Annotated in this window: 23 protein-coding genes; 7 read left to right on the top strand and 16 right to left on the bottom strand. The window is 60.1% G+C overall.

Features of this window, described 5'->3' with window-relative positions; all coding sequences use genetic code 11:
- The first annotated feature begins 245 nt into the window (after window positions 1–245).
- Window positions 246–1,307 carry a histidinol-phosphate transaminase gene (hisC, locus tag B3187_RS06870; protein WP_286805331.1) on the top strand — a complete coding sequence of 354 codons (1,062 nt, stop codon included), beginning with the start codon at window positions 246–248 and terminating at the stop codon, window positions 1,305–1,307.
- Window positions 1,308–1,610: 303 nt separating this feature from the next.
- Window positions 1,611–3,902: a putative bifunctional diguanylate cyclase/phosphodiesterase gene (locus tag B3187_RS06865; RefSeq protein ID WP_123638048.1), complete on the top strand. Its 2,292-nt coding sequence runs from the start codon at window positions 1,611–1,613 to the stop codon at window positions 3,900–3,902.
- A gap of 115 nt (window positions 3,903–4,017) precedes the next feature.
- Here the strand turns inward: B3187_RS06865 and B3187_RS06860 are convergent, their stop codons facing one another.
- Genes B3187_RS06860 through B3187_RS06845 form a run of 4 tightly spaced genes read right to left on the bottom strand, consistent with a single transcriptional unit; the run spans window position 4,018 to window position 6,718 of the window.
- Window positions 4,018–5,130, bottom strand: coding sequence for a succinylglutamate desuccinylase/aspartoacylase family protein (locus tag B3187_RS06860; RefSeq protein ID WP_123638049.1), 1,113 nt, complete (start codon window positions 5,128–5,130; stop codon window positions 4,018–4,020).
- 5 nt (window positions 5,131–5,135) lie between these two features.
- Window positions 5,136–6,044 carry a 30S ribosomal protein S6--L-glutamate ligase gene (gene rimK, locus B3187_RS06855; RefSeq protein WP_265365623.1) on the bottom strand — a complete coding sequence of 303 codons (909 nt, stop codon included), beginning with the start codon at window positions 6,042–6,044 and terminating at the stop codon, window positions 5,136–5,138.
- A 20-nt stretch (window positions 6,045–6,064) separates the two neighbouring features.
- A complete protein-coding gene (locus B3187_RS06850) occupies window positions 6,065–6,547 on the bottom strand; it encodes an ATP-dependent zinc protease (protein ID WP_322113804.1) in 483 nt (160 codons plus the stop codon).
- 3 nt (window positions 6,548–6,550) lie between these two features.
- The gene (locus B3187_RS06845; RefSeq protein ID WP_170162874.1) at window positions 6,551–6,718 is read right to left on the bottom strand and encodes a hypothetical protein; all 168 of its coding nucleotides are present in this window, start codon (window positions 6,716–6,718) and stop codon (window positions 6,551–6,553) included.
- Between B3187_RS06845 and B3187_RS06840 the strand changes: the two genes are divergently transcribed.
- Window positions 6,717–6,929 (top strand): PA3496 family putative envelope integrity protein, encoded by a 213-nt coding sequence (locus B3187_RS06840; protein WP_238559225.1) that lies wholly within the window; start codon window positions 6,717–6,719, stop codon window positions 6,927–6,929. The two genes, B3187_RS06845 and B3187_RS06840, sit on opposite strands and share 2 nt — an antisense overlap.
- Here the strand turns inward: B3187_RS06840 and B3187_RS06835 are convergent.
- The 8 genes from B3187_RS06835 to B3187_RS06800 all read right to left on the bottom strand — a co-directional run bounded on the left by B3187_RS06835 (window position 6,926) and on the right by B3187_RS06800 (window position 15,764).
- Window positions 6,926–7,765 (bottom strand): LysR family transcriptional regulator, encoded by an 840-nt coding sequence (locus tag B3187_RS06835; protein WP_286805330.1) that lies wholly within the window; start codon window positions 7,763–7,765, stop codon window positions 6,926–6,928. The genes B3187_RS06840 and B3187_RS06835 overlap by 4 nt on opposite strands.
- Before the next feature lie 144 nt (window positions 7,766–7,909).
- Window positions 7,910–8,617: a putative porin gene (locus B3187_RS06830; RefSeq protein WP_286805328.1), complete on the bottom strand. Its 708-nt coding sequence runs from the start codon at window positions 8,615–8,617 to the stop codon at window positions 7,910–7,912.
- Between the two features lie 119 nt (window positions 8,618–8,736).
- Window positions 8,737–9,561 carry a symmetrical bis(5'-nucleosyl)-tetraphosphatase gene (locus tag B3187_RS06825; RefSeq protein ID WP_024460978.1) on the bottom strand — a complete coding sequence of 275 codons (825 nt, stop codon included), beginning with the start codon at window positions 9,559–9,561 and terminating at the stop codon, window positions 8,737–8,739.
- Window positions 9,562–9,572: 11 nt separating this feature from the next.
- Window positions 9,573–9,944 (bottom strand): Co2+/Mg2+ efflux protein ApaG, encoded by a 372-nt coding sequence (gene apaG, locus B3187_RS06820; RefSeq protein ID WP_123638053.1) that lies wholly within the window; start codon window positions 9,942–9,944, stop codon window positions 9,573–9,575.
- A 76-nt stretch (window positions 9,945–10,020) separates the two neighbouring features.
- Window positions 10,021–10,854, bottom strand: coding sequence for a 16S rRNA (adenine(1518)-N(6)/adenine(1519)-N(6))-dimethyltransferase RsmA (gene rsmA / locus B3187_RS06815; RefSeq protein WP_246004362.1), 834 nt, complete (start codon window positions 10,852–10,854; stop codon window positions 10,021–10,023).
- Complete coding sequence (gene pdxA / locus B3187_RS06810) at window positions 10,851–11,861, bottom strand: 4-hydroxythreonine-4-phosphate dehydrogenase PdxA (protein WP_286805326.1); 1,011 nt, start codon at window positions 11,859–11,861, stop codon at window positions 10,851–10,853. The genes rsmA and pdxA overlap by 4 nt, the downstream gene beginning before the upstream one ends.
- Window positions 11,858–13,162, bottom strand: a complete 1,305-nt coding sequence (locus tag B3187_RS06805) for a peptidylprolyl isomerase (protein WP_123638055.1) — start codon at window positions 13,160–13,162, stop codon at window positions 11,858–11,860. Before B3187_RS06805 ends, pdxA begins: the two co-directional genes overlap by 4 nt.
- A gap of 22 nt (window positions 13,163–13,184) precedes the next feature.
- Complete coding sequence (locus B3187_RS06800; protein ID WP_286805325.1) at window positions 13,185–15,764, bottom strand: LPS-assembly protein LptD; 2,580 nt, start codon at window positions 15,762–15,764, stop codon at window positions 13,185–13,187.
- Window positions 15,765–16,024: 260 nt separating this feature from the next.
- Between B3187_RS06800 and B3187_RS06795 the strand changes: the two genes are divergently transcribed.
- From B3187_RS06795 to B3187_RS06785, 3 genes are read left to right on the top strand one after another with little or no spacing between them, the layout of a single operon-like run.
- A complete protein-coding gene (locus B3187_RS06795; protein WP_286805324.1) occupies window positions 16,025–17,092 on the top strand; it encodes an aminoglycoside phosphotransferase family protein in 1,068 nt (355 codons plus the stop codon).
- Window positions 17,093–17,097: 5 nt separating this feature from the next.
- On the top strand, window positions 17,098–17,775 hold the full coding sequence (gene murU, locus B3187_RS06790) for an N-acetylmuramate alpha-1-phosphate uridylyltransferase MurU (RefSeq protein ID WP_339619111.1): 678 nt from the start codon (window positions 17,098–17,100) through the stop codon (window positions 17,773–17,775).
- A 5-nt stretch (window positions 17,776–17,780) separates the two neighbouring features.
- Window positions 17,781–18,470, top strand: coding sequence for a glycerophosphodiester phosphodiesterase (locus tag B3187_RS06785; RefSeq protein WP_286805322.1), 690 nt, complete (start codon window positions 17,781–17,783; stop codon window positions 18,468–18,470).
- A 13-nt stretch (window positions 18,471–18,483) separates the two neighbouring features.
- Here B3187_RS06785 and B3187_RS06780 read toward each other — a convergent pair whose 3' ends face one another.
- The 3 genes from B3187_RS06780 to B3187_RS06770 form a co-directional block, all read right to left on the bottom strand.
- Window positions 18,484–20,769 carry a TonB-dependent receptor gene (locus B3187_RS06780; RefSeq protein WP_286805321.1) on the bottom strand — a complete coding sequence of 762 codons (2,286 nt, stop codon included), beginning with the start codon at window positions 20,767–20,769 and terminating at the stop codon, window positions 18,484–18,486.
- Between the two features lie 270 nt (window positions 20,770–21,039).
- The gene (locus B3187_RS06775) at window positions 21,040–21,693 is read right to left on the bottom strand and encodes a TorF family putative porin (RefSeq protein ID WP_265365635.1); all 654 of its coding nucleotides are present in this window, start codon (window positions 21,691–21,693) and stop codon (window positions 21,040–21,042) included.
- 233 nt (window positions 21,694–21,926) lie between these two features.
- A complete protein-coding gene (locus tag B3187_RS06770; RefSeq protein ID WP_265365636.1) occupies window positions 21,927–22,835 on the bottom strand; it encodes a DMT family transporter in 909 nt (302 codons plus the stop codon).
- Window positions 22,836–23,206: 371 nt separating this feature from the next.
- Here B3187_RS06770 and B3187_RS06765 point away from each other — a divergent pair, with 371 nt between their 5' ends.
- Window positions 23,207–24,436, top strand: a complete 1,230-nt coding sequence (locus B3187_RS06765; RefSeq protein WP_286805318.1) for a multifunctional CCA addition/repair protein — start codon at window positions 23,207–23,209, stop codon at window positions 24,434–24,436.
- Between the two features lie 111 nt (window positions 24,437–24,547).
- Here B3187_RS06765 and B3187_RS06760 read toward each other — a convergent pair.
- Window positions 24,548–26,334 (bottom strand): PQQ-dependent sugar dehydrogenase (locus tag B3187_RS06760; RefSeq protein WP_286805317.1); only part of this gene is annotated, 1,787 nt, incomplete at its 5' end.

The following is a 26,334-nucleotide window of genomic DNA, read 5'->3' as shown; positions in this document are numbered from 1 at the left end:
GGGACTCCGCGCGTCGAGCCCCCGTGGACGACCCACATGGATGTGGGAAGTGTCCCGAAGCGCCGGGAGCGCGTAGGGACCGGGTTTACGGCGTGTCTTGAAAGGGCTTCCCCTTCCCGGCCCGGACGTGATGCGACTACCGTGCTACCCCAAAGTGGCACGACATGCGTTTCCTACGAGCCACGAATCAACGAGCACCTCATGTATAATGGCGGTTTTGACGTAAACCCAAAGAAGGTCTTTACATGTCGCGTTTCTGGAGTGAGCGGGTCCGTGAGCTTGAGCCCTATGTGCCGGGTGAGCAGCCCAAAATTGATGGGCTGATCAAACTCAACACCAACGAAAGTCCGTTTCCGCCCTCCCCCCGGGTGCGGGACGTGCTGACCGATGGGGCCATCGACAAGTTGCGCCTCTACCCCGACCCCAACTCCAGCGCCCTCAAACAGACCATCGCCGATTATTATGGGCTCAAGCCCGAACAGACCTTCGTCGGCAACGGCTCCGATGAAGTGCTCGCCTTTGCCTTCATGGCCTTCTTCAAACAGTCGCGCCCCCTGCTCTACCCGGACATCACCTACAGCTTCTACCCGGTCTACTGCCAGCTGTTCGACATCGACTATGAAATGCTGCCCCTGGCCGACGACCTGAGCATCAATCTGGCCGACTACCGGCGAGAGAACGGTGGCATCATCTTCCCCAACCCCAATGCGCCCACCGGGCGAGCACTGCCCCTGAGCGATATTGAGGCACTGCTGAAAGAGAACACCGATAGCGTTGTGCTGATCGACGAAGCCTATGTCGACTTCGGGGCCGAGAGCGCGGCGCAACTCGTGGACCGCTACCCCAACCTGCTGGTCACCCAGACGCTGTCCAAATCCCGCTCGCTGGCCGGCCTGCGCCTGGGTTTCGCCCTGGGTTCGGCGGAGCTGATCGAGGGGCTGGAGCGGGTCAAGAATTCGTTCAACTCCTACCCGGTGGATCGCCTGGCCGAGGCCGCCGCCATTGTGGCCATCGAGGATGACGACTATTTCCGTCAGTGCCGGGATCAGGTCATCGCCACCCGGGAATGGACCGAGGCTCGCCTGCAGGAGCTGGGCTTCCAGACCGTGCCCTCGGCAGCCAACTTTGTCTTCGCCCGCGTTCCCGAGGGTGAGGACGCGGCCGAACTGTCCCGCCAACTGCGCGACGCCCGCATTATCGTCCGCTATTTCAACAAACCCCGCCTGTCCGAGTACCTGCGCATCTCCATCGGCAGCGACACCGAAATGCAGGCGCTGATCACCGCGCTCAAGGCCATCCTCTCCTGAACAAAGCAACAGCCGCCAATCGGGCCTTGATTCTTGCGCCAAAGGCGGCTTATGATGCAGGTCTTATGAAAAAAAATAATAACCTGAACAACAGGTCGTTGGGGTCATTCGATCAGTACGCGCGTCAGGATTTCTTGCGTATTGTGAAAGAATTTAATAGATTGGCGCTATCTGGCACGTAAAGCAACGCAAGCCAGATCACCAGGAGCAAGGCGCCTTGTACAAGGAGCTGAAACCGACACGCCGTAATAAGCGGCGATCGGGTTTGATGTTAGCCACGAAGACCACCCAAACTGGGCGACTATGCAGACGAAATTGACGGCGGTTGAACTGATCAAGCGTTTCCAACGATTGTTCACCGACCTGAACCACAAACAAATCGCCGAACGTCTAGTAAAGCTGGTCATGGCCAAGCCTGCGGTGAGCCGGGCCGCGCTGATCATAGAGCGGGACCGACGACTCTTCGTCGAATCCATCGCCCGCCTGAACGCCCAGAAACAGCCCGAAATCGATACCGTCGCCACTGCCCTGAACAAGCTCCGAGGCTTTCCCCACAACCAGATCGAGCGCGTCTTTGCCGAGGGACAGCCCATTGCCCTGGACAGCAGCGCCATTGTCCGCCTGGGTCACGACATCACCCCCAAGGGCACCCGCTCCGCTTATCTCTACCCCATTTTCGAGCACGACAAGCCCATCGCCGCCTTCTATCTGGAAAGCCAGGACGATCTGCCCGCCCTGGAGCGCAGCGTTCAGGAGCTGGATACCGTATGGGCCTTCAGCGGCCTGCTGGCCCGACAGATCATCGAAATGTGGCGCCACGACGAGCAGAGCGAGCGCCACCGCCTGGCCGAGCAGGCCCTCTGGGCCAGCGAGACCTACCTGCACGCCATTCTGCACCACTCTCCGGCCCTGATTTCGGTCAAGGACCTGAACGGCAATGTGGTACTCGCCAGTGAGCACTACAAGCAGCTGCAGAACGTGGACGAGCAGGGGTTTGTCGGCAAGAACGTCTTCGACGTCTACCCCAAGGAAGTGGCTCAGGCACTCTGGGATATTGACCTGGCCACCCAGGACAAGCAGCAGACCTTCGAGACCGAACTGGAGCTGATGCACAAGGACGGCAGCCTGCACACCTATCTGATGGTGAAGTTCCCCCTCAGAAACCCGAATAACGATGTGTTCGGTGTCTGTACCATCTGCACCGACATCTCCGAGCGCAAGCTGGCGGAAAATGCTCTGCGCGAGCAACAGTCGCGCCTGAACTACATGGCCTTCCACGACTCGCTCACCGCCCTGCCCAACCGCTCCCTGTTTTACGATCGCATCTATCACGGCCTGGCCCGAGCCCAACGCAGCAACAGCAAACTGGCGTTGATGTTGCTGGATATCGACCGGTTCAAGAACATCAACGACAGCCTCGGACACGACTCCGGGGACCTGCTGCTCAAAGCCATCGCCATGCGCCTGAACGAAGGCGTGCGCGACATGGATACCGTCGCCCGTCTGGGCGGCGATGAGTTCGTGGTGGTGCTCGAGGGCGTGCACGACATGGAAGATGTGGTGTTCATCGCCAACAAGCTGCTGGTGACTCTGGCCCGGCCGCTGGAGATTGCCGGTCACGAGATCACCACCACCGTGAGTATCGGGGTGAGTGTCTACCCGGATGACGGCACCGATACCGACGAGCTGCTCAAGAACGCCGACATCGCCATGTACAAGGCGAAAGAAGCCGGCAAAAACAACTGTCAGTTTTACGCCAAGGGCATGAGCGCCACGGCGGTCAACTACCTGCTACTGGAAAACGATCTGCGCCGGGCGGTGGAGCAGGAGCAGCTGATTCTGCACTATCAGCCCCAGATCGATCTGAAAACCGGCGAGCTGATGGGTGTGGAGGCGCTGGTGCGCTGGCAACACCCGGAACGCGGACTGGTCTCCCCGGCTCATTTCATTCCCCTGGCCGAGGAAACCGGCCTGATTGCGCCCATTGGCGAGTGGGTGCTGCGCCAGGCTTGCTACCAGCAGAAGCGCTGGCTGGACTCGGGCAAGAAAGTGGGTCGCATGGCGGTGAACCTGTCACCGCGCCAGTTCCGCCAGCGCAATTTCCCGGAGAAGGTGGAAAGCATTCTGCGGGAGACCGGCTTACCGGCGGAGTATCTGGAGTTGGAGATCACCGAGAGCTGCGCCATGGAGCACGCCGGTGAGACCATCAATCAGCTCAAGCAGCTCAATCAGATGGGGCTGTATCTGGCGATTGATGATTTCGGCACCGGCTATTCGTCCCTGGCGTATCTGAAGCGCTTCCCGATTCAGAAGTTGAAGATCGACAGCAGTTTCATTCACGATATTCAGAGCGACCCGAACGATGCGGCCATTGCCAAGTCGATCATTGGCCTGGCGCACAACATGCAGCTGTCGGTGGTGGCAGAGGGGGTAGAGAAGCCCGCTCAGTCGGATTGGCTGTGTGATGAGGGCTGCGATCAGGGCCAGGGCTTCCTGTTCTCCAAGCCTCTCACCGCCCGGCAGTTCGAAGCACGCTTTGTGGGAAAGCACTTCGCCTTTGACGGCAATGTGGTGAAGTTGAACGCGTTGGCGTGATTTGGCGGTTGGGTAACGGCGGATGCGCTTCGCTTATCCGCCCTACGGCCGAGCGCAGCGGTATAAATGCGCGTAGGGCGGATAAGCGCGAAGCGCGCATCCGCCGTTCCCAAACTCAGTTTTCCAACGAATCATCCCATCCGATAAAGAACGGTTCTTCTTCCTGATCACTGAAATGCTCGTGGAAGCCCTGCACCTCGGAGGCGACCTTGCCGGTGCGGCGATGGAAATTCGCCAGGTGGTACAGCGCCTCGCCCTCGTGGACCAGCGGCAGGTGGGTCATGCCGATCACGATGGCCTCGGCGGGTGCCAGCACCGGGGATTCATTCAGCCCCAACGGGTCCGCAATCATCCCCAGCACATCGCCCTTCTTGACCCGCGCCCCCAACTGCACCCGCGAGCGCATCACACCACTGGTGGGGGCGCGCAGCCAGCGGCTGTCTGAGGCGACCACGGCCTGGGGGATTTTGGCCGGGCGTTTGCGCTGGGGCAGCATTTTCAGCTCGCGCATGACATTGATGATACCCCGGGCACCGGCACGGATGCTCAGCTCATCGAAGCGCAGAGCCTCCCCGGCTTCATACAACAACAGGGGAATGCCCATATCAGAGGCCGCCTCGCGCATTGAGCCGTCCCGCAGCTTGGCATCGAGCACTACCGGCACACCGAACTGCATGGCCAGATTGCGCGTCTCGTCCGAGCTCAGGTCGGCGCGAATTTGGGGCAGGTTACTGCGATGGCGGGCGCCGGTGTGCAGGTCGATACCGTGGGTGCAGTTTTTCAGGATATCGCCCACGAAAGTATTCGCCACCCGCCCCGCCAGGGAGCCCCGCTCACTGCCCGGAAAACTGCGATTCAGGTCCCGGCCGTCGGGCAGGTAGCGGGACTGGTTCAGAAAGCCGTGCACGTTGACCACGGGAATCGCGATCAGGGTACCGCGCAACTGGTTGAGCTGTTTGTAGTTGAGAAGCCGACGGATGATGTCCACACCATTGAGTTCATCGCCGTGAATGGCGGCGCTGACAAACAGGCAGGGACCGGGCCGGCGACCGTTGATGACGTGTACTGTCATCTCCACATCCGAGTGGGTGTACATGGCGGCCAGGGGGATATCCACCGACGTACGCTCCCCCGGGGCCACCTTGACGCCACCAATGTCCAGGGTGCGGTTTTTTTCCCGGGCGCGTCGGCCCGGGTCGGTTTTGGCGGCGGGTGAGGAGTTGGCCATAGACGTTACCCTTTACCGCCCCGGGTGCGGGTTTTGTTGGGCTTGGCGTTTTCCTCGACAAACTTGATGATCGCACCGGCCACATCTTTGTGCGTGGCCCCTTCTATACCTTCCAGACCCGGCGAAGAGTTCACCTCCATCAGCAGCGGGCCCCGGCTCGAGCGCAGCAGGTCAACACCGGCGATGGACAGCCCCATGGTCTGGGCGGCTTTGACCGCCGTCTGGCGCTCGGAGGGCGTCAGCTTGACCAGTTGAGCGCTACCGCCTCGGTGCAGGTTGGAGCGGAACTCCCCTTCCATGGCGGTGCGCTGCATGGCCGCCACCACCTTGGTGCCGATCACCAGGGCGCGGATATCGCTGCCCCCGGCTTCCTTGATGAACTCCTGCACCAGAAACTCGGCGCGCAGTTCGCGGAAGGCCTCAATCACACTCTCCGCCGCCTTGGCGGTTTCCGCCAGCACCACGCCGCGCCCCTGGGTGCCTTCACACAGCTTGACCACCAGCGGCGCGCCGCCCACCAGCTTGATCAGGTCTTTGGTGTTGTGCACGTGGTAGGCGAAGCTGGTGCGCGGCATGCCCAGCCCTTTGCGGGAAAACAGCTGCATGGCCCGCAGCTTGTCCCGGGAGCGCCCCAGCGCGACCGACTCGGTCAGGCAGTAGACGCCCATCATTTCAAACTGACGGATCACCGCCAGGCCGTAGTGGGTCACCGAAGCGCCAATACGGGGGATGACCGCGTCGAACCCGTCGAGCTTCTCGCCCATATACCAGATACTCGGGTTGGACGGAGTGATATCCATGTAACACTTGAGGATATCCAGTACCCGCACCTCGTGGCCGCGTTCCTCGGCGGCTTCAATCAGACGTCGGGTGGAGTACAGTCGACGGTTGCGCGACAGAATGGCAATTTTCATAGATGGTCCAATGGCTCAAATCAGGAAAGGTTCAGTTCACCGGGGGGCTGGAACTTCGAGCCCCCCAGCAGAAAGGATTGGTCGCTATCGACCAGAAAGCGCGGCTTTAGCGCGCCGCGCCCGAGCAGCATTCGAAACAGCATATTCTCCCGGTCGGTCAGGGTCACCTCGGCCTCAAACGCCTGATCCCCCAGCACCATGGTGGTGGCGATGACGTAGCGCATTTCGGCGTGACCGCCGGAGTCCGTGACCCGGCGCTGGTCAATCACCGGTGCCTCGCACTCGATCTGCACCTCGGTATCCTTCTGACGGGGGTGCAGCCCGAAACGCACCCAGGGGCGACCATCCAGCTCAAAGGGCTCCACAAAGTAAGCGTGCAGCGCACTGGTGCGCGCTCCGGTGTCGATTTTTGCCTTGATTTCGGCCTGGCCCAGGGCGGGCATCCGCACCCATTCGCGCCAGCCGATCACGGTCTTGTCCTGGATATCCACTGATTTCCTCACTGCTCACTCAGGATCAGAAAAATTAGGGATGACGGCAAATTTTTTTTGCTTTGCCATCGGCACTCCCCGTGGTAAATAGCGCCACATGGCCTGGTGGTTAGCGGCATGAACCAACTGGCTCATGACACAACCCGCTTGTGCATTGTCATTTCTTACGCTGGAGATGTCCATGGCTGTGAACATTGATCATTCCGATGACGATACCGACTACATCAACGATATGCCCACCGAGGCCGAGAACGACGAGGAGCCGGTGAAGCTGACAGGCCGCGAGGCCAACCAACATATTCTGGATATGCGCCGGAAGATCGAAGACCGGTTGGAACGGCGTCGGCTGAAGGAAGAGCTCGGCTGTGACGATCTCTGGGAACTCGATTTCTAAGAGGATTGAGAGGGCGATAGTGCATCGCCCTCGACCAACACATCCAGCACTCGCTGCACACTGGGGCTGAACTCCTGCTCCGGTCGAAACGCCGCATACAGGGGCCGGGTAAACTCGGGCGCCCCCCTTACCGGATACACCCCCTCGCCTGCCAACTCTTCCGGTAAGTAAGCGCTTGCCCTTCGCTCGCGAAAAGTCGCCAGCGCCACACTGGCCTGGTTGGTATGCAGGCTCGCCGTCACCTCGCCAAAGCGCTTGGCCTGAAACAGGGCAAAGGCCGCGCCCCAGTCCACCGAAACATACCCGTCGGCCAGTGCAGCCTTCACATCCAGATCCGGCTGACTGCTGAACAGAGCCAGGCGCACCTGACCAATACGGCGGGACTTCAGGGCGCCATCTCCCGGTAGGTCGTACAACAATGCAAGATCCAACTGCTCGGCCGACAACCGGTCGAGCAGCTCGTCGGGCGACCAGGCTTCGGCGCGCAAGGTCATATCGGGCAGTTCCCGCTGCAGGCAGGCGGGCAGGCCCGCGAGCAGGAACTGCCAGAGCCCCGGCGTGGCACCGAGGCGAAGGTGGCGGTCGGGTTCGGCCTCCCGGGCCAGCTCGCGTCGAGTGTCCGCCCAGGCCTCCAGCAGGTGATGGGCGTGCGGCAGCAGCCGCTCCCCTTCGGCGGTCATCTGGATATTGCCCCGGGTACGGAAAAACAGCGTGACCCCCAGGGTCTGCTCCAGCTGACGAATACGGGCACTGACCGCCGCGGGCGTAATAAACAGTTTATCCGCAGCACGCCCGAAGTGTCGGGTCTGGGTCACTTCCAGAAAGGTTCTGAGCAATTCAATATCCACGGTCGCCCCAAGTCAGTGGTGTAGGGGAAATCTATCGGGGCGTTCTCACAAGTGCAAGGGAAACCCGACCTTCAGACACAAAAAAACCCGGCCAGGCCGGGTTTTTTTGACATCACCATCGTTTCTGTTTTTTTAAAAACGAACGGCACCGCCGATGGTGAAGACATTGCCAGCCGCGTCGGAGTCGGTGAACGACAGGCGACCGCTGATTTCGTTGGTGAAGAACTTTTCAGTACGCAGGGTAAACTGATCATCACCCAAAAAGTCCGTATAACCAGCACCGACACTGAAGGTGCGATCGAAATAGAAATCGGCACCCAGAGACAGGATATCATCATCGAAATCAGTATCCTGATAGGTCCCTTCCAGGTTGACGAAGTTACCGCCACCCAGGCTGGTCACGTACTTGGCACTGATGTTGGCATCGTAGCCATCTTCAGAGAACTCTGTAGTAACCAACAGACCGTCGACCGGTGTCAGGCCCAGAGTGGCATAAGCGGTGGTTTCATCACCGGCCGCATTATCTACGCGGGTCACACGACCACCCACGTAAAACATAGTGTCGGGAACGTAAAGCTCACCACCGATGGTTAGCACATCAAAGTCGTCGTCTGCCGCAGCATACACATTGGAAGAGCGCTCAAGGAAAGCGGCTTCCGCCAGCGGGTGATTGCGAGTCTGTACCGGAGAGAAATGGAACTCGCCATACATGCCAAAAACGCCGTCGCCGTTCTCGACATCAGTGTAATTAGCGCCGACTTCGGCCTGATAGCTGTTTGCCATCGCCAAGCCGGACGTCAGGGAAAAAGCGGTTGCCAGTGCCAGAGATTTGATTTTCATGAGTGCTCCTTTTGTGTACATCAATTGTCCAATCAGAAACGCATCGGGTGATGCGCGGGACGCATTCTAATTGGCGGCGCTCAGTTTGTCACACTCCCTGTGCAATTTTGGTGCACAGTTCACAAATTCTTTAACAGCGAGCAATCACAACGAAAAGTTTTCTGATCTTCCAAACGAATCGCGGTCAGCGAACCGCCCCAGACACAACCGGTATCCAGTGCGAACACATTGGGTGCGTCGGCCTTGCCTTCCAGGGCTGCCCAGTGACCGAACAGAATCCGTTCGTTGCGACACTTGTGTTTCGGGTGTGCAAACCAGGGAGCGAATCCGGGCGGATGAGAACCCGCCTCCCCCTTGTTATTCAAGTCCAGATCACCGTCGGCCGTGCAAAAACGCATGCGGGTGAAATAGTTGGTGATCATCCGCAGCCGATCCATACCATACAGCTTATGCTTCCATTGACTCGGTTCGTTGCCGTACATATGGGCCAGAAAGTCATCCAACTGACTACTCTGCAGAACCGCTTCAACTTCACGCGCGTGGGCCTTGGCCCGCTCAAGATGCCACTGTGGAGGAATGCCGGCATGAGTCATAACGAAATTCAATGTCGGATCGTGATGCAGCAACGGCATCTGACGCAGCCACTCGATCCATTCCGGATGCTCGTCGTGGCCGAGAATATCTTCGAGGGTATCTTTATTGTTCGGGGCGCGATGTCCTCGCGCCACCGCAATCAGGTGCAGATCGTGATTGCCCAGCACCACCGTCAGGCGGTCGCGCATCTGGTACAGAAAGCGCAGGGTTTCCTGCGAGCTCGGACCGCGGTTGATCAGATCGCCGGCAATCCACAACCGGTCTTCGGCGGGATCGAAGTTGACCTGATCCAACAACTGTCTCAACGGACCCAGACAGCCCTGAATGTCCCCGATGGCATAGGTACTCATGAACGCTCCGGTCAGTGAATCGCGTGGGGCGGTACCAGTGCGAAGGCAGGGATGGGCACATCAAACAGTTGGCCATCCTCGGTCTTCATCTGGTAGCTGCCCTCCATGATACCGGTCTCGGTATCCAGAATCACACCGCTGGTGTAAGTAAAGCGTTTGCCGGGCGGCAGGTGTGGCTGTTCACCGACCACCCCGATGCCACGCACTTCCTGTTTCTTTTCGTCGGCATCGCGTATGACCCAGTGCCGACCGATCAGTTGCGCAGGCACATCACCCTGATTGTCGATGGTGATGGTATAGGCGTACACGAAGCGGTGTTCAGCGGGTTGGGACTGCTGTTCAATGTAGGCGGGTTTTACGGATACCCGAATGTTGTGCGTCATAGGACCAGGCCACTCCAGAGTGCGGGCTCGCCAGGGCGACGCCCTTGAAGGCGGAAACTGCGTCTTACTGTGGGGGCTAAGACGCCGAATTCAAGGTGTCGATGGCGTTGGCCAGGCGAACGTAGTCTTCCAGTGACAGGGCTTCCGGACGCAAACTGGCATCCACCGGCAGCTGGTCCAACTGCTCAGGCTCCACCAGATTCTTCAGCGCGTTACGCAGGGTTTTGCGCCGCTGCTGAAAGGCGACATTGACCAGTTGGGAGAGGGTCTTCCGGTTGGTGGCGGTAAACGGGCGCCGGGCGTGGGGAGTCAGCCGAACGACGGCGGAGTCCACTTTCGGCGCCGGGTCGAAAGCACCGGGCGGTACTTCAAACAACGGTTCGACCTGGCAGTCGTACTGCACCATGATGCCCAGTCGGCCATAGGCTTTTTCACCCGGGCCGGCAGCCATTCGCTTGACCACCTCTTTCTGCAACATGAAGTGCATGTCTTTCACTTGCCCAGCGTAGCTGAGCAGATGGAAAATCAACGGCGTGGAAATATTGTACGGCAGATTGCCGACAATTCTCAGCGACTGCTCGTCATTCATCAAGGTAGTGAAATCAAACTTCAGCGCGTCGGCCTGGAACAGCTCAAAATCCGGGTGCTTTTCAAACTGTACTTTCAGCCAGGGCACCAGGTCCCGGTCCAACTCAATGACCCGTAAATGTTCGGCCTTGTCCGCCAGGCGCGCGGTCAGCGCGCCTTTACCGGGGCCAATTTCCACCAGCAGCTCGCCGGGTTGAGGGTTGATGGCCCCAACGATGCGATCGATGACGTTGCCATCCACCAGAAAATTCTGACCGAACCGTTTGCGGGCGCGGTGGGGGGCCTCGCCGTTGCCCATGCGTTGCTTGCCCGGCCGACTCATGAGCGACCTCCGAAGCGGGCCGCCGCCATGGTGCGCGCGTAATCCAGCGCGGTCTGCAGACTCCCGGAATCGATTCGGCCCGTGCCCGCGAGATCAAGCGCCGTGCCGTGGTCCACGGAGGTACGAATGATGGGCAGCCCCAGAGTGACGTTCACCGCCTGACCAAAGCCTTTGTACTTCAATACCGGCAGCCCCTGATCGTGATACATGGCCATTACCGCATCGGCCTGCTCCAGGTGCTTGGGCGTAAACAGGGTATCGGCGGGTAGCGGGCCGATCAGTGTCTGACCTTTGGCCCGCTGCTTCTCCAGTACGGGTTCGATCAGATCGATTTCTTCCCGCCCGAGGTGTCCGCCCTCGCCGGCATGGGGATTCAGGCCACACACCAGAATGCGCGGCTCGGCGATACCGAAATCCCGCTGCAGATCGCCATGCAGGATATCCAGCACTTCCGTAAGCAGCGTTTCGTTCAGGGCATCGGCAACATCGCGCAGGGGCAGGTGTGTGGTCGCCAGCGCCACTCGCAGCCCTTCGGTGGCGAGCATCATCACCACCCGGGGAGTACCGGTTTTGTCCGCCAGGTATTCGGTGTGACCACTGAACGGAATACCCGCTTCATTGATCACCCCTTTGTGCACCGGGCCGGTAATCAGTCCCTGAAACGTCTCCGCCTGACAGCCGGCGATGGCAAAGTCCAGGGTCTGCAACACATAGGCGCTGTTGGCCGGGTTCAGTACGCCAGGCTCACAAGGCGCGCGCAGGGGCACAGGAGCGACGGTCAGCTCCCCTGGTCTCTGGGGTTGCGCCACATCGGCGGGATTGAATTCACGGACAGTCAGAGGCAGTCCCAGTTGCCGGGCCCGGTCCTGCAACAGTGCCGGGTCCGCGATCACCACAATTTCATCGGCGCGTTCGGTCTGGGCCAACTGGACCGCCAGATCCGGCCCGATCCCGGCCGGTTCGCCCGGCGTCAGCGCCAGGCGTAAAGGGTTACGAGCCTCGGTCACAACTTCTCTTCCACGTAAATCTCTTCCCGAATTTCCGCCAGCCAGGTCTGCAGCTCTTCGTCGAAGCGACGCTCGCGCAGCATGTTTGCGGCCTGATTGCGGATCATCTGTTCACTCATGTCCTGCTCGCGGCGATCTTCGACCGTCAGGATGTGCCAGCCAAACTGGCTCTTGAAAGGTTCACTGACCTCACCCACATCGGTCTCGTTCATGGTCTGATCAAAGGCGGGAACCATCTGGCCGGGCATGGTCCAGCCCAGATCGCCGCCCTGGAGCATGGAGCCGATATCCTCGGAGTGCTCCCGGGCCAGGTCGGCAAAGCTCTCACCGTTGAGCACCCGCTCGCGCAACTCGGTGAGTTTCTGCTCGGCAGCGGCATCGTCGACAATTTCCGAGGTCTTGATCAGAATGTGTCGGGCCTTGGTCTGCTCCACCATGCTGTTGCCGGTGTTGCTGCGGGTCTCATGCACTTTCAGAATATGGAAGCCGGCACCACTGCGCACCGGCTCGGACACATCGCCCTCTTCCAGTCCCGCGACCACATCGGCAAACAGCTCCGGTAGTTGCTCCAGTTTGCGCCAGCCAATTTCACCGCCCTGCAGGGCGTTGGCGTCGTTGGAGTGGGTGATGGCCATCTGTTCAAAGTCGGCGCCGTCCACCAGTTCCTGACGGATGCGCTCCGCCTCTTCCTGCACCTCAGAGGCCTCTTCGTCACTGGCACTGCTGGGCACCGAGAGCAGGATATGACCCAGGCGGTAATTCGGGGAGGTGGCAAACTTGCCATCGGTGGAGGCCAGGAAGCTTTCAATATCCTGCTGGTTGACGTCGATCCGACTGTTCACCACCGCCTGCTGGATCTGGTTGACCCACATCTCCCGGCGAATCTGGTCCCGGAAGCCCTCCAGCGTCTGCCCCTGGCTTTCCAGGTCGGCGCGCAGCTGCGCTTCGGTCAGGTTGTTGGTCTGCATGATGCGCGCGATGGTCTGATCCAGTTGCTGATCGGACACTTCAATGCCGAACCGGCGCCCCATTTCCATCTGCAGACGCTCGAGAATCAACTGGTCCAGAATCTGGTCCCGCAATACGCTGTCCGGGGGCAGATTCTGATTGCTGTCCGATTGCTGAATACGCGCCTTGATGGACGCCAGCCGCTCTTCCAGCTCGCTTTCGAGCACCACGTCTTCTCCGACGATGGCCACTACGCGGTCGAGCATTTCGGTTTCTGCCAGCGCCAGCGGGCTGGCCAGCAACAACGCCAGAACAGCGGGAATCAGACGTTGGGTAATCCGGTTTGCTTGCATAACAGTCAGTTATCTCTAATGGTTAGCGGATCGAACCGTCCCGGACGCCGTAGCCCGGAATGGCTTTCTCTAGCAGATCATTGACCTTGCGGTTGATGCTGCCCAGACCCTTGAATTGAAAATCAAAAATGATGCTCTGATCGTAATCGTCAGCGTCTACCCGCTCCAGAAAGTTCGGCGTGTAGTCGAAGTCCAGCCAGCGCCGGGCCAGCAGCCGGACCCGGTAACAGCAGTCGTTGTATTCGAGTCCGACGAAGGTATCGAGTTCCTTTTCATAGGTAAAGTCATAATTGGCGCGCCCGACCAGGCTCCACTGCGCCGCCACAGGCAGGTGGAAGGCAAAATCCACCTGATCCAGGGCCCGCTCCTGCACCGCGGTCGGGTCTTCCAGGCCCGGAGAGGGCGGCCGGTGAGTGTAGCGGTAGCCCAGGTGCATGATCCGGTCGGCCTGGTCCATATAGCGGATACTGGCATTGGCGCTGCCCAGTTGGCTTTCAAACTCGTTGTAGGCCACATTGGCGTTGATGTTGAGCCGATCGCCCACCCGGGCGGTGAACTGACCGGCCAGCTCGGAACGCTCGTAGGTCTCCTCGGGGCGCTCCGCGTCCGGATTCTCCTCGGGGTCATACTCAAGGTCTGGGGTGTTCAGACCGACCCGGCGATCGGAGAAATAGAAAATCTGCCCCACGCTGAGGCTCATCTGCTCCACCCCGGTCAGGGGGTCGATAAACCGGCTGGTCAGCCCCACGGAAAGCTGATTGGCGTCTTCGATCCGGTCCCCGCCGGCAAAACGGGAGGTGCGATACAGCTGGTTGTACTGGAAAGTCAGCGGCTTGGCATCAAACAGCACCGGACGATTGTTCCGGCTCACGCCGAACAGGTCGCTGTGATCTTCAAAGTCACTGTAAAAATAGAACAGCCGGGGCTCGAGCGTCTGCAGGAACCCCTTGCCGAACAGCTGGCCATCCCGCTCGAAGTACAGCCCCATATCGAGTGTGCCCTGGGGTACCACCAGACTGGGGTCGGGCTCAGCCCCTTCCGCCAATCGATCTTCGTCCAGTTGATAGCTCAGACTTTTGACAATCGCGCTCGGCTTGAAAAAGCCCCACACCCAGTCCTTGTCCCAGGTCAAACTGTAATCGGTGCGGAACCGCTCACCCACCAGCAGGTTATCGATGAACTCCGGGTTATCATTCTCGAAGGTGCTGTTCACGTCAAAGTAGGTGTACTCATTGTCCAGCCCCAGAACCCAGTTGCCCCACTGGTAGCGACCGTCGGCATTGATCCGGGGCAGTTCCCGGTGCGGCCATTTGGCGGTGCTCAGCGCGCGCAGCTCCTCGCCCTTGATGCCCAGCAACCAGTGATCCCCCTGGTAGGCGGCCCGGGCCCGCTTGGCCACCTGGGCGGTCCGGTTTACATCCAGACCGCTGCTGTTCAGGTCGCGCAGGTAATCGTTGTCGCTGATTGCGGTGTAGTCGATTTCCGTACTCCAGCGCTGCCCCGCACCGCCCTGCTGCAGTATCTGATACTGCCAGCGCGACTCGCCGAAGTAGGGGTTGAGGTCATCGCCCTCTTCATCGCTCACATCCCGCTGCGCCCCGCTGTAGGGGTTCTCGTCTTCGTCCAGAAAACCGCCGCTCACCCGGGTTTCAAAGTGCCGGGACAGATGTCGGGTTTCCAGCCCCCAGAGCGTTCCGCGCTTGGACATGTACTCCGGCGTAATGGTCGCATCCAGGTTCGGGGCAATATTCCAGTAAAACGGAATCGAGGCCTCGAACCCGTTGCGTCGGCTCTCCCCCAGTGAAGGGAACAGAAACCCGGTCTGACGGTGATCGTCGATCGGAAAGCGCAGGTAGGGGGCGTAGAATACCGGCACATTGAACACTTCCATGCGGGCGTGCTTGGCCGTGCCATAGTGGCGTTCGGGATAAATGTTGATCGCCTGCCCTTTCAGGCTCCAGGCATCGCTGCCCGGCTCACAGGTGGTCAGGGCGCTGTCTTCCAGACCGATAAAATGATCGCCCAGTTTGGTCAGCCGATCGGCTTTCCCCCGCACCCGACTTTCGTAGAGCACAAAGCGGGCGTCGTCGAGCTCGGCATCACCGCTGTCGAGGTTCATCTGGGCCGACTCGCTACGCAGCAGAACACCCGGCTCCCGGATCTGGATATCCCCGGACACCTGGGCATCGCGGGTGGTCTGGTCCACTTCCGCCCGATCCGCCCGCAGGCTGCGGGTTCCCTGGCTTACCCTGACATCACCCTCCAGGGTGTGGTGGGTCTGCCCGCGGGATTCGGAGCGATCCGCGCTCAGTCGGGTGGCCGCCTCATCCGGCGGCACCTGGGCGTCCGCATCGTCGCGCGCAGGCGCCATATAGGCCCCACAGCAGCCGGTGGGCAGGGTCGCTTTCTGGGCCTCGGTCAACGCCTCGGCGGGCACCCAGTCAAGATCGCTGGCCTCTGCGTCACGCTCTTCGGTCTCCCGGGCTCCGTCAGCACCCGCCTGGGCAAGCACCTGAGGACTGGCCGCCAGCACCAGACAGCAAAGCCAGCGACGGCCCACCTCGGACCCTGCTGAGCGAAAAAGCGAATAGACTGAATCCATGTAGCTAACGATCTCGGTGTTGGGACTATCTGGATATTGACCTGGCCTTGATATCGACCTGGCTCGTTGCCTGGGTACCTCAGGCTGATGTGGGCCAGTGACAGGAACCGTGCGAAACGCCGGGAATTCTACTTGAATAAGCCCGGTCATGGAATGAAAGCCCGGGATTCAACCCTTTTTCCGGCTACCGGCTTTGACTTCTTGCGGTCAAACCGGGTTAGAATTCCAGTACGCAGTATCCACAATAACGAGGACGCCCCATGACCGACCCGCTCGCGGCTCGACAGGACCAACTGGAACACTGGGCCAGAGCCCAATTGGCCGAGCTGCACGCCCACAGCTCACCGGAGTTGCTGCAGTTCACGCCCCTGAACGGTGATGCGGGCTTTCGCCGCTACTACCGCCTGAACACCGAGCCCTCGCTGCTGGCCGTCGACGCCCCGCCTCCGCAGGAGAACGCTGGCCGCTTTGCCGAGCTGTCCCAGCACTTGCTCAACCACCACATCGCGGTTCCCAAGGTCGCCTCGGTAGACCCCGAAAACGGCTTTTTGTTGCTGGAAGATTTTGGCGACCGGTTGCTGCACCGCGCACTGCGCCAGCAGCCAGAGTCCGCCACCGCCCTGTACGGCGAGGCGCTGATGCAACTGCTCGCGTTGCAGCAGACTCCCGGCAGTGAACATTTCCCGCCCTACGACCAGGCCTTCCTGCGCCGGGAGCTCAACCTGTTTATCGAGTGGTTCCTCGAGGGCATGCTGGGGCTGGATCTTTCCTCCGAAGAGCGTTCACTGCTGGAAGAGGTTTTTGACCGCCTGGAACAGAGCGCCCTGGAGCAACCCCAGGTGGCCGTGCACCGGGACTACCACTCCCGAAATCTGCTGATCCGGCCCGACGGCTGTATGAGCATCGTGGACTTTCAGGATGCGGTCTGGGGCCCGATCACCTATGACCTGGTGTCCCTGCTGCGCGACTGTTACATCCGCTGGCCCGCCGACCAGATCCGCCAGTGGGCCCTGGGCTACGGCAATATGGCCTGCGGCATCGGGTTGCTGGAGGACGTCACCGAGAGCCAGTTCCTGCAGTGGTTCGACTGGATGGGGCTGCAGCGACACCTGAAAGTGCTGGGCATTTTCTCCCGCCTCGCCCTGCGCGACGACAAGCCCCAGTATCTGAAACACCTGCCCCTGGTCATTCGCTATGTGCTCGAAGTGGCCAGCCACTACCCCGAGCTGGCCGATTTTCGCTATTGGTTTGAACACAAGGTGCTGCCCAAGGCCCAGAGCCAGTCGTGGTACGAGGACTATCGGCTGGCGGGCGAGACCACCCCGTGAAAGCCATGATCCTCGCTGCCGGGCTGGGCAAGCGCATGCGCCCGCTCACCGACCACACCCCCAAGCCCCTGCTGGCGGTGGGCGGCAAGCCACTGCTGCAGTACCACCTGGAGGCACTGGCACAAGCCGGCGTACGCGAGGTCATCATCAACACAGCCTACCTGGCCGAAAAAATCGAGCAGTTTGCCGGAGACGGCAACCGTTTTGGCCTGGCGATACACTATTCTCGCGAACCCGAGCCCCTGGAAACCGGCGGCGCCATCTACCGGGCCCTGCCTCTGCTGGGCGAGGCGCCCTTCCTGCTGATCAATGGCGATGTCTGGACCGACTTTCCGCTACCGACACTGACCGAGCCCATCCTGCCCGACTCCGCTCTGGGCCGGCTGCTGCTGGTCCCAAACCCGACATTTCACCCCCGAGGCGACTTCAGCCTGTCCGCCTCGCGGGTTGGCCTGGCGACAGACGCCGAGCGCTATACCTTTGCCGGGGTCAGCCTTCTGCGCCCGGCGCTGGTGGCCCGCTACCCCGAGCGCCGGTCGGTGTTTCCGCTATTGGAAGCCCTGCGCCCCGCCATCGAGGCCGGACAACTGGAAGGTCGGGTGCACCACGGCCAATGGAGTGATGTGGGTACGCCCGAGCGCCTCTCCCAATTGGAGCAACAGCTGCAATCCACCACGGGGTAATCACTATGCTATGTATCGCACACCGGGGTGGGCCCGGGCCGGAAAACAGCCTGGAGGCCATCCGTCGCAGCCTGGCCATGGGCGCACCGGCGATTGAAATTGATGTGTGGCAGTTACACGACGAGCTGTGGGTGACCCACGACCGCCGTCTGGGGCGTGAGATTGCCGGCTATGAGGTCCTGTCCGATCTGTCGCGGGATCACCTCGAAGCCCTGCGCCTGAGCAATGGTGAGCACCTGCCCCGGCTCAGCCAGGTACTGGAGTTGGTTGGTGAGCGCGCCCTGCTAAATATCGAACTGAAAGGCCCGGACTGCGTGGACGCCCTGGTGCGCATTCTCACTGCCCACCGCCAGAATACCGGTCAGAGCCACGATTCCTGGATCGTCTCGAGCTTCGATCACTGCCAGTTGGCTCAGTTACAGCAACGCCTGCCCGAGGTCCGGCGCGGGCTGCTACTCTACGGCGTACCGCTGGATCTTGCGCAGAGCGCGGATCGGATCGATGCGTACAGCGTGCACCTCAGTCAGGACTTCATGCCCGAAGCGCTGATTGAGGATATTCGACAGCGCGGCAGGAAAGTGTGGATCTACACCGCCAATCACCCCAAAGACTGGCGCCGCCTGATGGAAGCTGGGGTGGACGGCATCTTTACCGACCACCCCGATGGACTGATGCGTTATCTGGCCGAGAATTGACCGGCCGGCGCGTTCAGAACTTCCACCCCACACGCACGCCGCCCATACGCGGCTTACCCCAGACACCGTAACCCCAATCGGAACCCAGAGTGTTCTGATAGGTGAAGTACTCTTCATCGGTCAGGTTGGTCACAAAAGCCGCCAACGTCCAGGTGCCCTCGGGGGACATCCAGCTCAGCTTGGCGTTGACCAGTCCGTAGGCCGACTGTTTCGAGTAGGGATCATTTTCAATCTGCAGGAAATGATCGTCCTGCCAACTGTAATCCACCTGATAAGTCAGCTCCCCGCGATCTCCCAGACCCTGGTAGTAACGGGCCACCAGGTTATAGGTCAGATTGGGGGCCGAGGGGAGTTCGTTGCCATCGAAGGTGTACTCATCCCCGGCCACGATGAAGATCTGATCGGAATCAAATTCGGTATCGAGCCAACCCAGCCCGGCAATCACTTCGAAGTTGTCGGTAACCTGCGCATTCACCTCGACCTCGGCACCGGTGCCGGTCACATCGCCCGCATTGGTGATCACACTGCCATCGGCCACCGTCAAGAACACCTGCGCCTGATAGCCTTCCACCTCATAGGTAAACACTGAGGCATTGAGCCGCACGCGGCCACCGGCCATGGTGTTTTTATAACCCAGTTCCAGATTGGTGATATCTTCCGCTTCCACCGGCCGGGTCGCTTCCAGGGAGGCGTTGTAGCTGCCGGAAAAGCCGCCGCTCTTGAAGCCGGTGGACACGCTGCCGTAAATCAGGGTATCCGGGTTGGGGCGCCAATCCAGACCCAGCTTGCCGGTTACCGAGTCCTCTTCCAGGCTGTCCCGAACATCGATCTCCTCATAGAAACTCGGGCCCGCATCCTGACGGAACTGACGCTTTTCTTCGGTATAGCGCACCCCGGCGATACCGGTGAGCTGGGAGGTAAAGTCGTATTCATACTGACCGAATATCGCCCAGGACTGGCTGTCGAGCGACACATCCTCGCGATGAAAAAATTCATACCAGTCATCCGTTCGGGCGCTTTCGGTGGTGGGCGCCTCGGTCAGCAGATCGCGGTGATCATCGTAGTAATACAGCCCGGTCACCCATTTGGACCGGGCGCTTCGGCCATTCACACGGAACTCCTGAGTAAGCTGCTCGGCGTCCACCGAGTACTGCTCATCAAAAAACACCACCGGCGTGCCATCGCCGTCGTCCTGCATGAACTTGTCCAGGGCTTCCAGTGCACTGACCGAAGTGAAAGTCACACCCTCGGTGACCGGCAACTCCACGGTCAATGATGAGCCAAAGGTTTTGATGTCCGTGGTCAGGCCACCCGGCGAACTCGAAGCCACCTGGCCGGGATCGAAAATGCCGCCGGCCGCTTCGCGCCCGGTCATGTCAAAAGTGGCGCTGGTGCACAGCCCCGACTGAATCCGAGCGATGCTACAGGTCGCCGCCGACTCATCCGCCGATTCCAGATAGCCCATGTGGGCAAAGCCCACGGATTGCTGGTCGGCCTGACTGCCATGAACGTTCAGCAACCACTGACCATCGTCATCGTAGTCGCGCAGCAATTGCAGGCGGTAACCGAAACTGTTGGTGTCGTTCAGCTTCTGACCATCCACCGCGTTGACCTGCCAGCCGTCATTGTGAGTGCGTTTGATGGCGGCACGTCCCATCAAACCATCCGCCAGCTGTCCCGACATCATGCCTTCGGCAATCACTTCAGCGTAGCGTCCGTAACTGACGCTGGCCGAGGACTCAAAGGTTTCCGTGGGCCGTTTGGACACGTAGTGAACCAGGCCACCGGTGGTATTGCGCCCGTAAAGGGTGCCCTGGGGGCCACGCAAGACCTCCACCCGTTCAAGATCAAACAGCTGAATCGCCGAACCGGCGGGATTGCCCCGATAGACGTCATCCACATAGAGTGCGACCGGCGACTCCCAGGAATCGGAAAAATTCACCAGACTGATACCGCGCAGACTGATCGACGGGCTGGACGCTTCGCCAAAGATGGCGAAGAAATTCATATTGGGTACTTGCTGGGTGATATCCAGGCCTTCTTCAAAGCCCATCTTTTCGATGGCCGCCCCGGAAAAAGCGGTGACGGCGACGGAGACATCCTGCATCGACTGCTCGCGTTTCTGGGCGGTCACCAGCACCTCTTCAATCACCGACTGAGAGGTGGCGGCAGAGACTGATGAACCGGCACAAGTCAACAGCCCGGCCGTCAGCGCCAAAGCGAAGCGGCGAGCGCGAAACGGCGAAGCGCCGTGGGTGAGACTGGAGGTAATGAATTGGGTGGGTAACGTTCGCTGCATGCGCGTTCTCCTTTTATCCTTGCAGCACAAACCGGCAAACTCCTCGCCGAGCACTTCACATCGATGGCGTACCTCGAACTTGCCCCAAATGCCGTCGCCGACCGAAGGCCACGGCTGACCTAACCTTAGCATCCGCACTGCCCGGGTTCCACGCAGCGCGTCGGGTTGGCACATATGGGCGCATTGAGAGGGAATCAGGTGCCGCCAATACAAAAAAAGGGCGCCTCAATGAGGCACCCTTTTCTCAGGTTTCAGGCCGGAAACGTGAGCTTATTCGATCGGAATGCTGAAGCCGACTACGAATTTGGCTTCGTCGTTCTCGGTTCCATCCACATCGTCAGCTACCAGACCAAGCGTGAAGCTCAGGTTTTCGTTGTAAGCGTAACCAATATCGAAGTGGGCATAGTCATACTCGTGCACACCGTAAGTGAACGAGAAATCACCAACTGCAGCACCCACTGTAGTGTACCAGTAGTCTTCACCATCAGGATTGGCGCTGTTTTCAATGTTATCGTAATAGGTCAGTGAGAATGCTCCGTAGCCCAAGCCGATAACGGCTTCAACCAGATCTCCAGGTCCTGTCGGACTGGCTACCGGCTCTGATGGGTAAGAGTAACTCCACAGACTGATGTCATAAGTGAACCCACCGACCTCAGAACCGTAACCTGCGTACAGATCGTATTCGGTACCGTTGGCGGCGTCACCAGAGGAAGCCCACATACCGGCATAGAAACCGTTGCTGCTTACGTTGATATCGCCCCAGACCGCCGGATCACCGTTGCCCAGATCATAACCACGCCAGTAGTACATGTTGGCAGCACCCACCGAGGCGGACACTTCGGCGTGAGCCACAGGAGCCAGAGCGGCAGAAGCTATTGCAGACGCGGCGACGGCACCAGCCAGGATTTTTTGCTTCATGTTCATGAGTTCTTCCTCTAACGTTGGCGATCTTCGAGTTTTGTGCCCCAGGCTCTCGGCGAACCGAGGGGCTTACCCGATTGTTGTACAGGTACCGGTGCTTTAGCGAAGACCGAGCCAACTTTAAATTTCCTTTTTATATCAATACGTTACAAAAATAAGCCAGCCAGCGCCGAGCGTTATTACTTTTTATGCGCACCATTTTGGCGCAGCCTGTCGCCCTATGGCGCACCATGAAGTTACAGACGCCCTGCCGATGAGCTTTGGCGCCGATTGCCCCACAATCGCTCGATCCCCAGGTCCAGATAACCCAGCAGTGCCACCAACACCAGCGCGGCCCCGGCCACCAGTGAAACGGATATCCGCTCGCCGGCAAACAAAGTGCCCAGCAACAGGGCCAACACAGGTGTCATCAGTGTAATCAACGAAACCGCGCTGGGCGTCATTCGCTGCAAAACGAAATAAAACAAGGTAAACCCCAGAAGTGAGCCCAGCGTCGAGAGGTAAAGCAGCCCAATCAGGCTTCGCTCCGATAACGTCACCGACCATTGTCCGTCGAACAACCACCAGCAGAGAAAGAGCCCCGGCACCGCAAATATCAAGGCCCCGGCGGTCTGCTCGAGGGGACCCGCTCCCTGATCCAGGCGCTTGAGGCTGACACTGCTCAGACTGAACAACCCGCAAGAGAGTAAAATCCCGCCGATGCCGAACGCCGAACGGGCATCAATCTGAAGCTGATCCCAGAAAATAATGCACAAGCCTGCTACGGCCACCAGCAGGGCGATCACTCGGCGGCGGTTAAACGGATTTTCGCGCAAGATGACGCAGCTCAACGCGCCGGTCACAAAAGGGGAGAGCGCAAAAATCACGGCGATCAGCCCCGAGGGAATAAACTGCGCCGACCAGTAGATCACCAGCATATTGGGAAATATGCCAAATGACGCGGCCAGGTAGGCCTTCCACACCCCAGGCTGGGCAAACAACCGACGACGCAGCAACGCCAACAACACCACCGCCAGCGCAGCGGCCAGCCCCATTCGCATCAGCACCGCGGCAAGAAACGACACGCTGTCATTGCTCCACTGGATCGCCAGCGGCGTGGTCGACCAAATCAATACCACCAGGCCATAGGCCAGATACACCTGCACGAGTCACACTCCTTTTGTTGAGGCAGCAATTCCATGCGGCCCCAAAACAAAAAAAGCCGCAGTGGTTGCTGCGGCTTTTTGAAAACGGAACAGGCTGTCTTGTCAGGGTTGCCTCGTTTTCCACCGCGCCATAGGGTGCATACGCACCGCCCAACGCAGGGCGCGCGCCACCAGAATCACCACCGGCATACGGAAAACGTTCATTGAATCACAGACCTCGGATAAAACAGGCAAACCTGCGGGAAACACATAACGAACCGATACATTAAGCGATGCTCACGCAAAGCACAACGAGCAAAGCCGATTTTTTTGTGAGAACATGATGCACCGTATTATTTTGTCGTTTATCTCCTTTTTGCAGTGAAATCTCTATGGATATTTATCTGGTGGGCGGCGCAGTGCGCGACAAGCGGCTCGGTTACCCCTACTCGGAAAAAGACTGGGTCGTGGTGGGCGCGCGCCCGGAGGACCTGCAGGCTCAGGGCTTTACGCCCGTGGGCAAGGATTTCCCGGTGTTTCTCCATCCGCAGACGGGAGAGGAGTACGCCCTGGCGCGCACCGAGCGAAAAACCGCACCCGGCTATACCGGTTTTCAGTTTCACACCGCCCCCGATGTCACTCTGGAGCAGGACCTGGCCCGGCGGGACCTGACCATCAATGCCATGGCGGAGAACGAGCGCGGCGAATTGGTGGACCCCTACGGCGGCGCCCGGGATCTGGAGGCACGTCTGCTCCGGCATGTCTCTCCGGCGTTCAGCGAAGATCCGGTCCGCATTTTACGCGTTGCCCGATTTGCGGCGCGCTATCACCATCTGGGTTTTACCGTTGCGGAGGACACCCTGGCGCTGATGCGCGACATGGTCGCCAGTGGCGAGGTGGATCACCTGGTGCCCGAGCGGGTCTGGAAAGAAATGGAACGGGCTCTGGGGGAGCGGGACCCGCAGGTCTTTATTCAGTGCCTGCGCGACTGCGGCGCGCTCGCCCGGGTACTGCCGGAAGTGGATGCCCTGTTCGGTGTCCCCCAGCGTCCGGAGCATCATCCGGAGGTGGATACCGGCGTGCACTGCCTGATGGTGCTGGAGCAGGCGGCAAAACTGACCGGAGACACACGGGTCCGTTTTGCCGCTCTGATTCACGATCTCGGCAAGGGCGTGACGCCGAAGGAAGAGTGGCCCCGACACATCGGTCACGAGCAACGCAGCCTGCCTCTTGTGGATGCCCTGTGCGAACGTATCACCGCACCCAAGGATTACCGCCGCCTGGCCCGATTGGCGGCGGAGTATCACACCCACGGTCATCGGGCGCTGGAATTGAAACCGGCCACGATACTGAAGCTGCTCAGGGCGGCGGATGCCTTTCGTAAACCGGAACAGTTCGAGCAATTCCTGCTCTGCTGTGAGGCCGACGCCCGGGGGCGTACCGGTTTTGAAGATCGGGATTACGCCCAGGCCGATTATCTGCGCGGTGCCCTGAAAGCCTGCCAGGCGATCGACAACCGTGAGATTGCGGCCCAGGGCCACACCGGGAAAGCCTTTGGTGAGGCGCTGGATCGGGAGCGGTTGGCGCGGCTTTCGGAGTTCAAGGCGAGCCGCGCGTCCTGACTGGGGGGGTGTCGGATGGTGTTGTCGGATTACGCGCGTTGCGCTAATCCGACCTACGCCGCTAATCTGACCTACGCGGCTGCGGCCTCCGAGGCGTCGGACCGATCCACCCTACGGGTGCTGTCGGACTTGCCATAGAGTGTTGTCATCCAGGTTGGCGGCATCTCTCAATTGCAGCTCGCCAGTCTGCGGGTCCACGGCCAGGTACTGATCATCGCGCCAGCGGTTGCGCCAGCGAACTGAGTCGCCCTCGCGCTCGGGAAACCACTGGGCGCTCAGCCAACCCGGTTCAATGGTCCCGACCATCGGCTGTACCTGTTCGGCGTGGAGGTATTGATCCGTCCCCGCCAAGCGAATCCGGTAGTAGCTCGGGCCCTCGGGCTCCAATTGCCAGGACGCGGCCAAAGGATCTTGCGTACCGTCCTCGCCCAAGGGTTGATCAATGCCGACATTGCGCAGAATCAACGCTTCACCCACGGGTGCGAAAAAGCCCGTGCACTCGTCCATCTGCGCGATCCAGTCTTCAATCAACCCGATCCCATGGTCATCCAGCACATGACTGCCCAGAGGCGGCATACGGTTGCCATCATTGGACGCCATGCGCCGCCACAATAGCGAGCGCTCCGGCTCGCCCGGCGCCAGCAGGCGGGCGTCCTCAATGCCCAGATCGCTCTGCATTGGCCCCACATTACACAGGTTCATGGCCTCGGGCAGCGTATCGAAGCGCAGATCCATACTGGCCTGACTGGTCCCCCCGGGGCGGTGGCAGTTGGCGCAGTTGCTGTGCAAGTAGGCGCGGACGCGCAAATCGAGTGGGTGCGACTCATCCCGGCTGTTCACCAGGGGGTTTGCCCTCTGCTGTCGAGTCAACGGCTCGGTCAACACCCCGATGGCCGCCAGGGTATCCAGTTGATTGGCCGTGGTGCCGGCGTAGTCGAAGTCGGTATTGAGCTGACGAACTTCCAGCCCGAGACTGTCTCCCGCCGCGCTGGTGTGACACTGGGAACACTCGGCGCTGCTCGGGTAGTGCCATAACTGGTCCTGGATCTCGACGTCCTCCGCCTCGATTACCCGGCGCGCATCGGTGCCCGTGCTGGTCCAGCGGTAACTGTGCCCGACCCACCCGGTCGCGGGCTGGTTGAGCATCAGCCTCGTTTCGATCAGCTCGTCGTGCCGATAGAACTGCTTGACCAATACCGACCCCACCGGCAGATCAAAATCACCCGTCTCATCCACGTCGATGGTGGCATCGTCAGGCAGCGCGAGATAGCGGGCTTTATCCGCCCCATCGGACCAGAAGGGCTCGCGGACGTCATAAGGGATCAGCCCGTCGCCCGGCTCAGCCGGGTTATCGGGATTCATACAGCCGGTTTCCGACAGCCACTCGGGAATCGGCTCCTGCCGGGAGTCCTGCGCCTCGGCCACCAACCGGGACACCTGGCCGCCCTCGTAGTCCACCAGTAGCAACTCGCCATCGAGTTCCTCCCCAAAGGACACCACCGAGCCGCCGGTATCGAGCAGTTGGCGGCGTTCAAGATCCCCCTCGGGGGTAGTGAACAGGCCCCAGAGCAGACCCGAGGCAAAATCGCTGAACAGATAGACCCCGTATAAGTTGTCGAGCTGCTCACCGCGATAGACATAACCTCCGGTTACCGACCGGCCATCCCCCCGCTGGTAGGAAAACACCGGCGCCTCAAAGCCACTGGTATCGGAACAGGACTGCATGACGTCGGCGCCTTCCAGGCAGGGCCAACCATAATTGGCCCCGTTGACAATCCGGTTGATCTCTTCGGTCCGGCCCTGGCCGACATCACCGGCCCAGAGTTCGCCGGTCTCCCGGTCAAAACTCCACTGCCAGGGGTTGCGCAGGCCATAGGCAAACACTTCGGGCAGACCGC

This window comes from Marinimicrobium sp. UBA4209, from assembly GCF_002381585.1.
Lineage (GTDB): Bacteria > Pseudomonadota > Gammaproteobacteria > Pseudomonadales > Cellvibrionaceae > Marinimicrobium > Marinimicrobium koreense.
Note: the sequence above shows the minus strand (reverse complement) of the source record. Positions and strands in the feature narration are given on the sequence as shown.

Excerpts from the sequence above, each read along its gene's own strand:
- B3187_RS06800 (WP_286805325.1), bottom strand. The coding sequence starts at position 15,764 with ATGGATTCAGTCTATTCGCTTTTTCGCTCAGCAGGGTCCGAGGTGGGC.
- apaG (WP_123638053.1), bottom strand. The coding sequence starts at position 9,944 with ATGACGCACAACATTCGGGTATCCGTAAAACCCGCCTACATTGAACAG.
- B3187_RS06775 (WP_265365635.1), bottom strand. The coding sequence starts at position 21,693 with ATGAACATGAAGCAAAAAATCCTGGCTGGTGCCGTCGCCGCGTCTGCA.
- B3187_RS06765 (WP_286805318.1), top strand. The coding sequence starts at position 23,207 with ATGGATATTTATCTGGTGGGCGGCGCAGTGCGCGACAAGCGGCTCGGT.
- B3187_RS06840 (WP_238559225.1), top strand. The coding sequence starts at position 6,717 with ATGGCTGTGAACATTGATCATTCCGATGACGATACCGACTACATCAAC.
- B3187_RS06865 (WP_123638048.1), top strand. The coding sequence starts at position 1,611 with ATGCAGACGAAATTGACGGCGGTTGAACTGATCAAGCGTTTCCAACGA.
- B3187_RS06785 (WP_286805322.1), top strand. The coding sequence starts at position 17,781 with ATGCTATGTATCGCACACCGGGGTGGGCCCGGGCCGGAAAACAGCCTG.
- B3187_RS06805 (WP_123638055.1), bottom strand. The coding sequence starts at position 13,162 with ATGCAAGCAAACCGGATTACCCAACGTCTGATTCCCGCTGTTCTGGCG.
- B3187_RS06780 (WP_286805321.1), bottom strand. The coding sequence starts at position 20,769 with ATGCAGCGAACGTTACCCACCCAATTCATTACCTCCAGTCTCACCCAC.
- B3187_RS06795 (WP_286805324.1), top strand. The coding sequence starts at position 16,025 with ATGACCGACCCGCTCGCGGCTCGACAGGACCAACTGGAACACTGGGCC.
- B3187_RS06845 (WP_170162874.1), bottom strand. The coding sequence starts at position 6,718 with ATGGACATCTCCAGCGTAAGAAATGACAATGCACAAGCGGGTTGTGTC.
- B3187_RS06830 (WP_286805328.1), bottom strand. The coding sequence starts at position 8,617 with ATGAAAATCAAATCTCTGGCACTGGCAACCGCTTTTTCCCTGACGTCC.
- B3187_RS06825 (WP_024460978.1), bottom strand. The coding sequence starts at position 9,561 with ATGAGTACCTATGCCATCGGGGACATTCAGGGCTGTCTGGGTCCGTTG.
- hisC (WP_286805331.1), top strand. The coding sequence starts at position 246 with ATGTCGCGTTTCTGGAGTGAGCGGGTCCGTGAGCTTGAGCCCTATGTG.
- rsmA (WP_246004362.1), bottom strand. The coding sequence starts at position 10,854 with ATGAGTCGGCCGGGCAAGCAACGCATGGGCAACGGCGAGGCCCCCCAC.
- rimK (WP_265365623.1), bottom strand. The coding sequence starts at position 6,044 with ATGAAAATTGCCATTCTGTCGCGCAACCGTCGACTGTACTCCACCCGA.
- B3187_RS06860 (WP_123638049.1), bottom strand. The coding sequence starts at position 5,130 with ATGGCCAACTCCTCACCCGCCGCCAAAACCGACCCGGGCCGACGCGCC.
- murU (WP_339619111.1), top strand. The coding sequence starts at position 17,098 with ATGATCCTCGCTGCCGGGCTGGGCAAGCGCATGCGCCCGCTCACCGAC.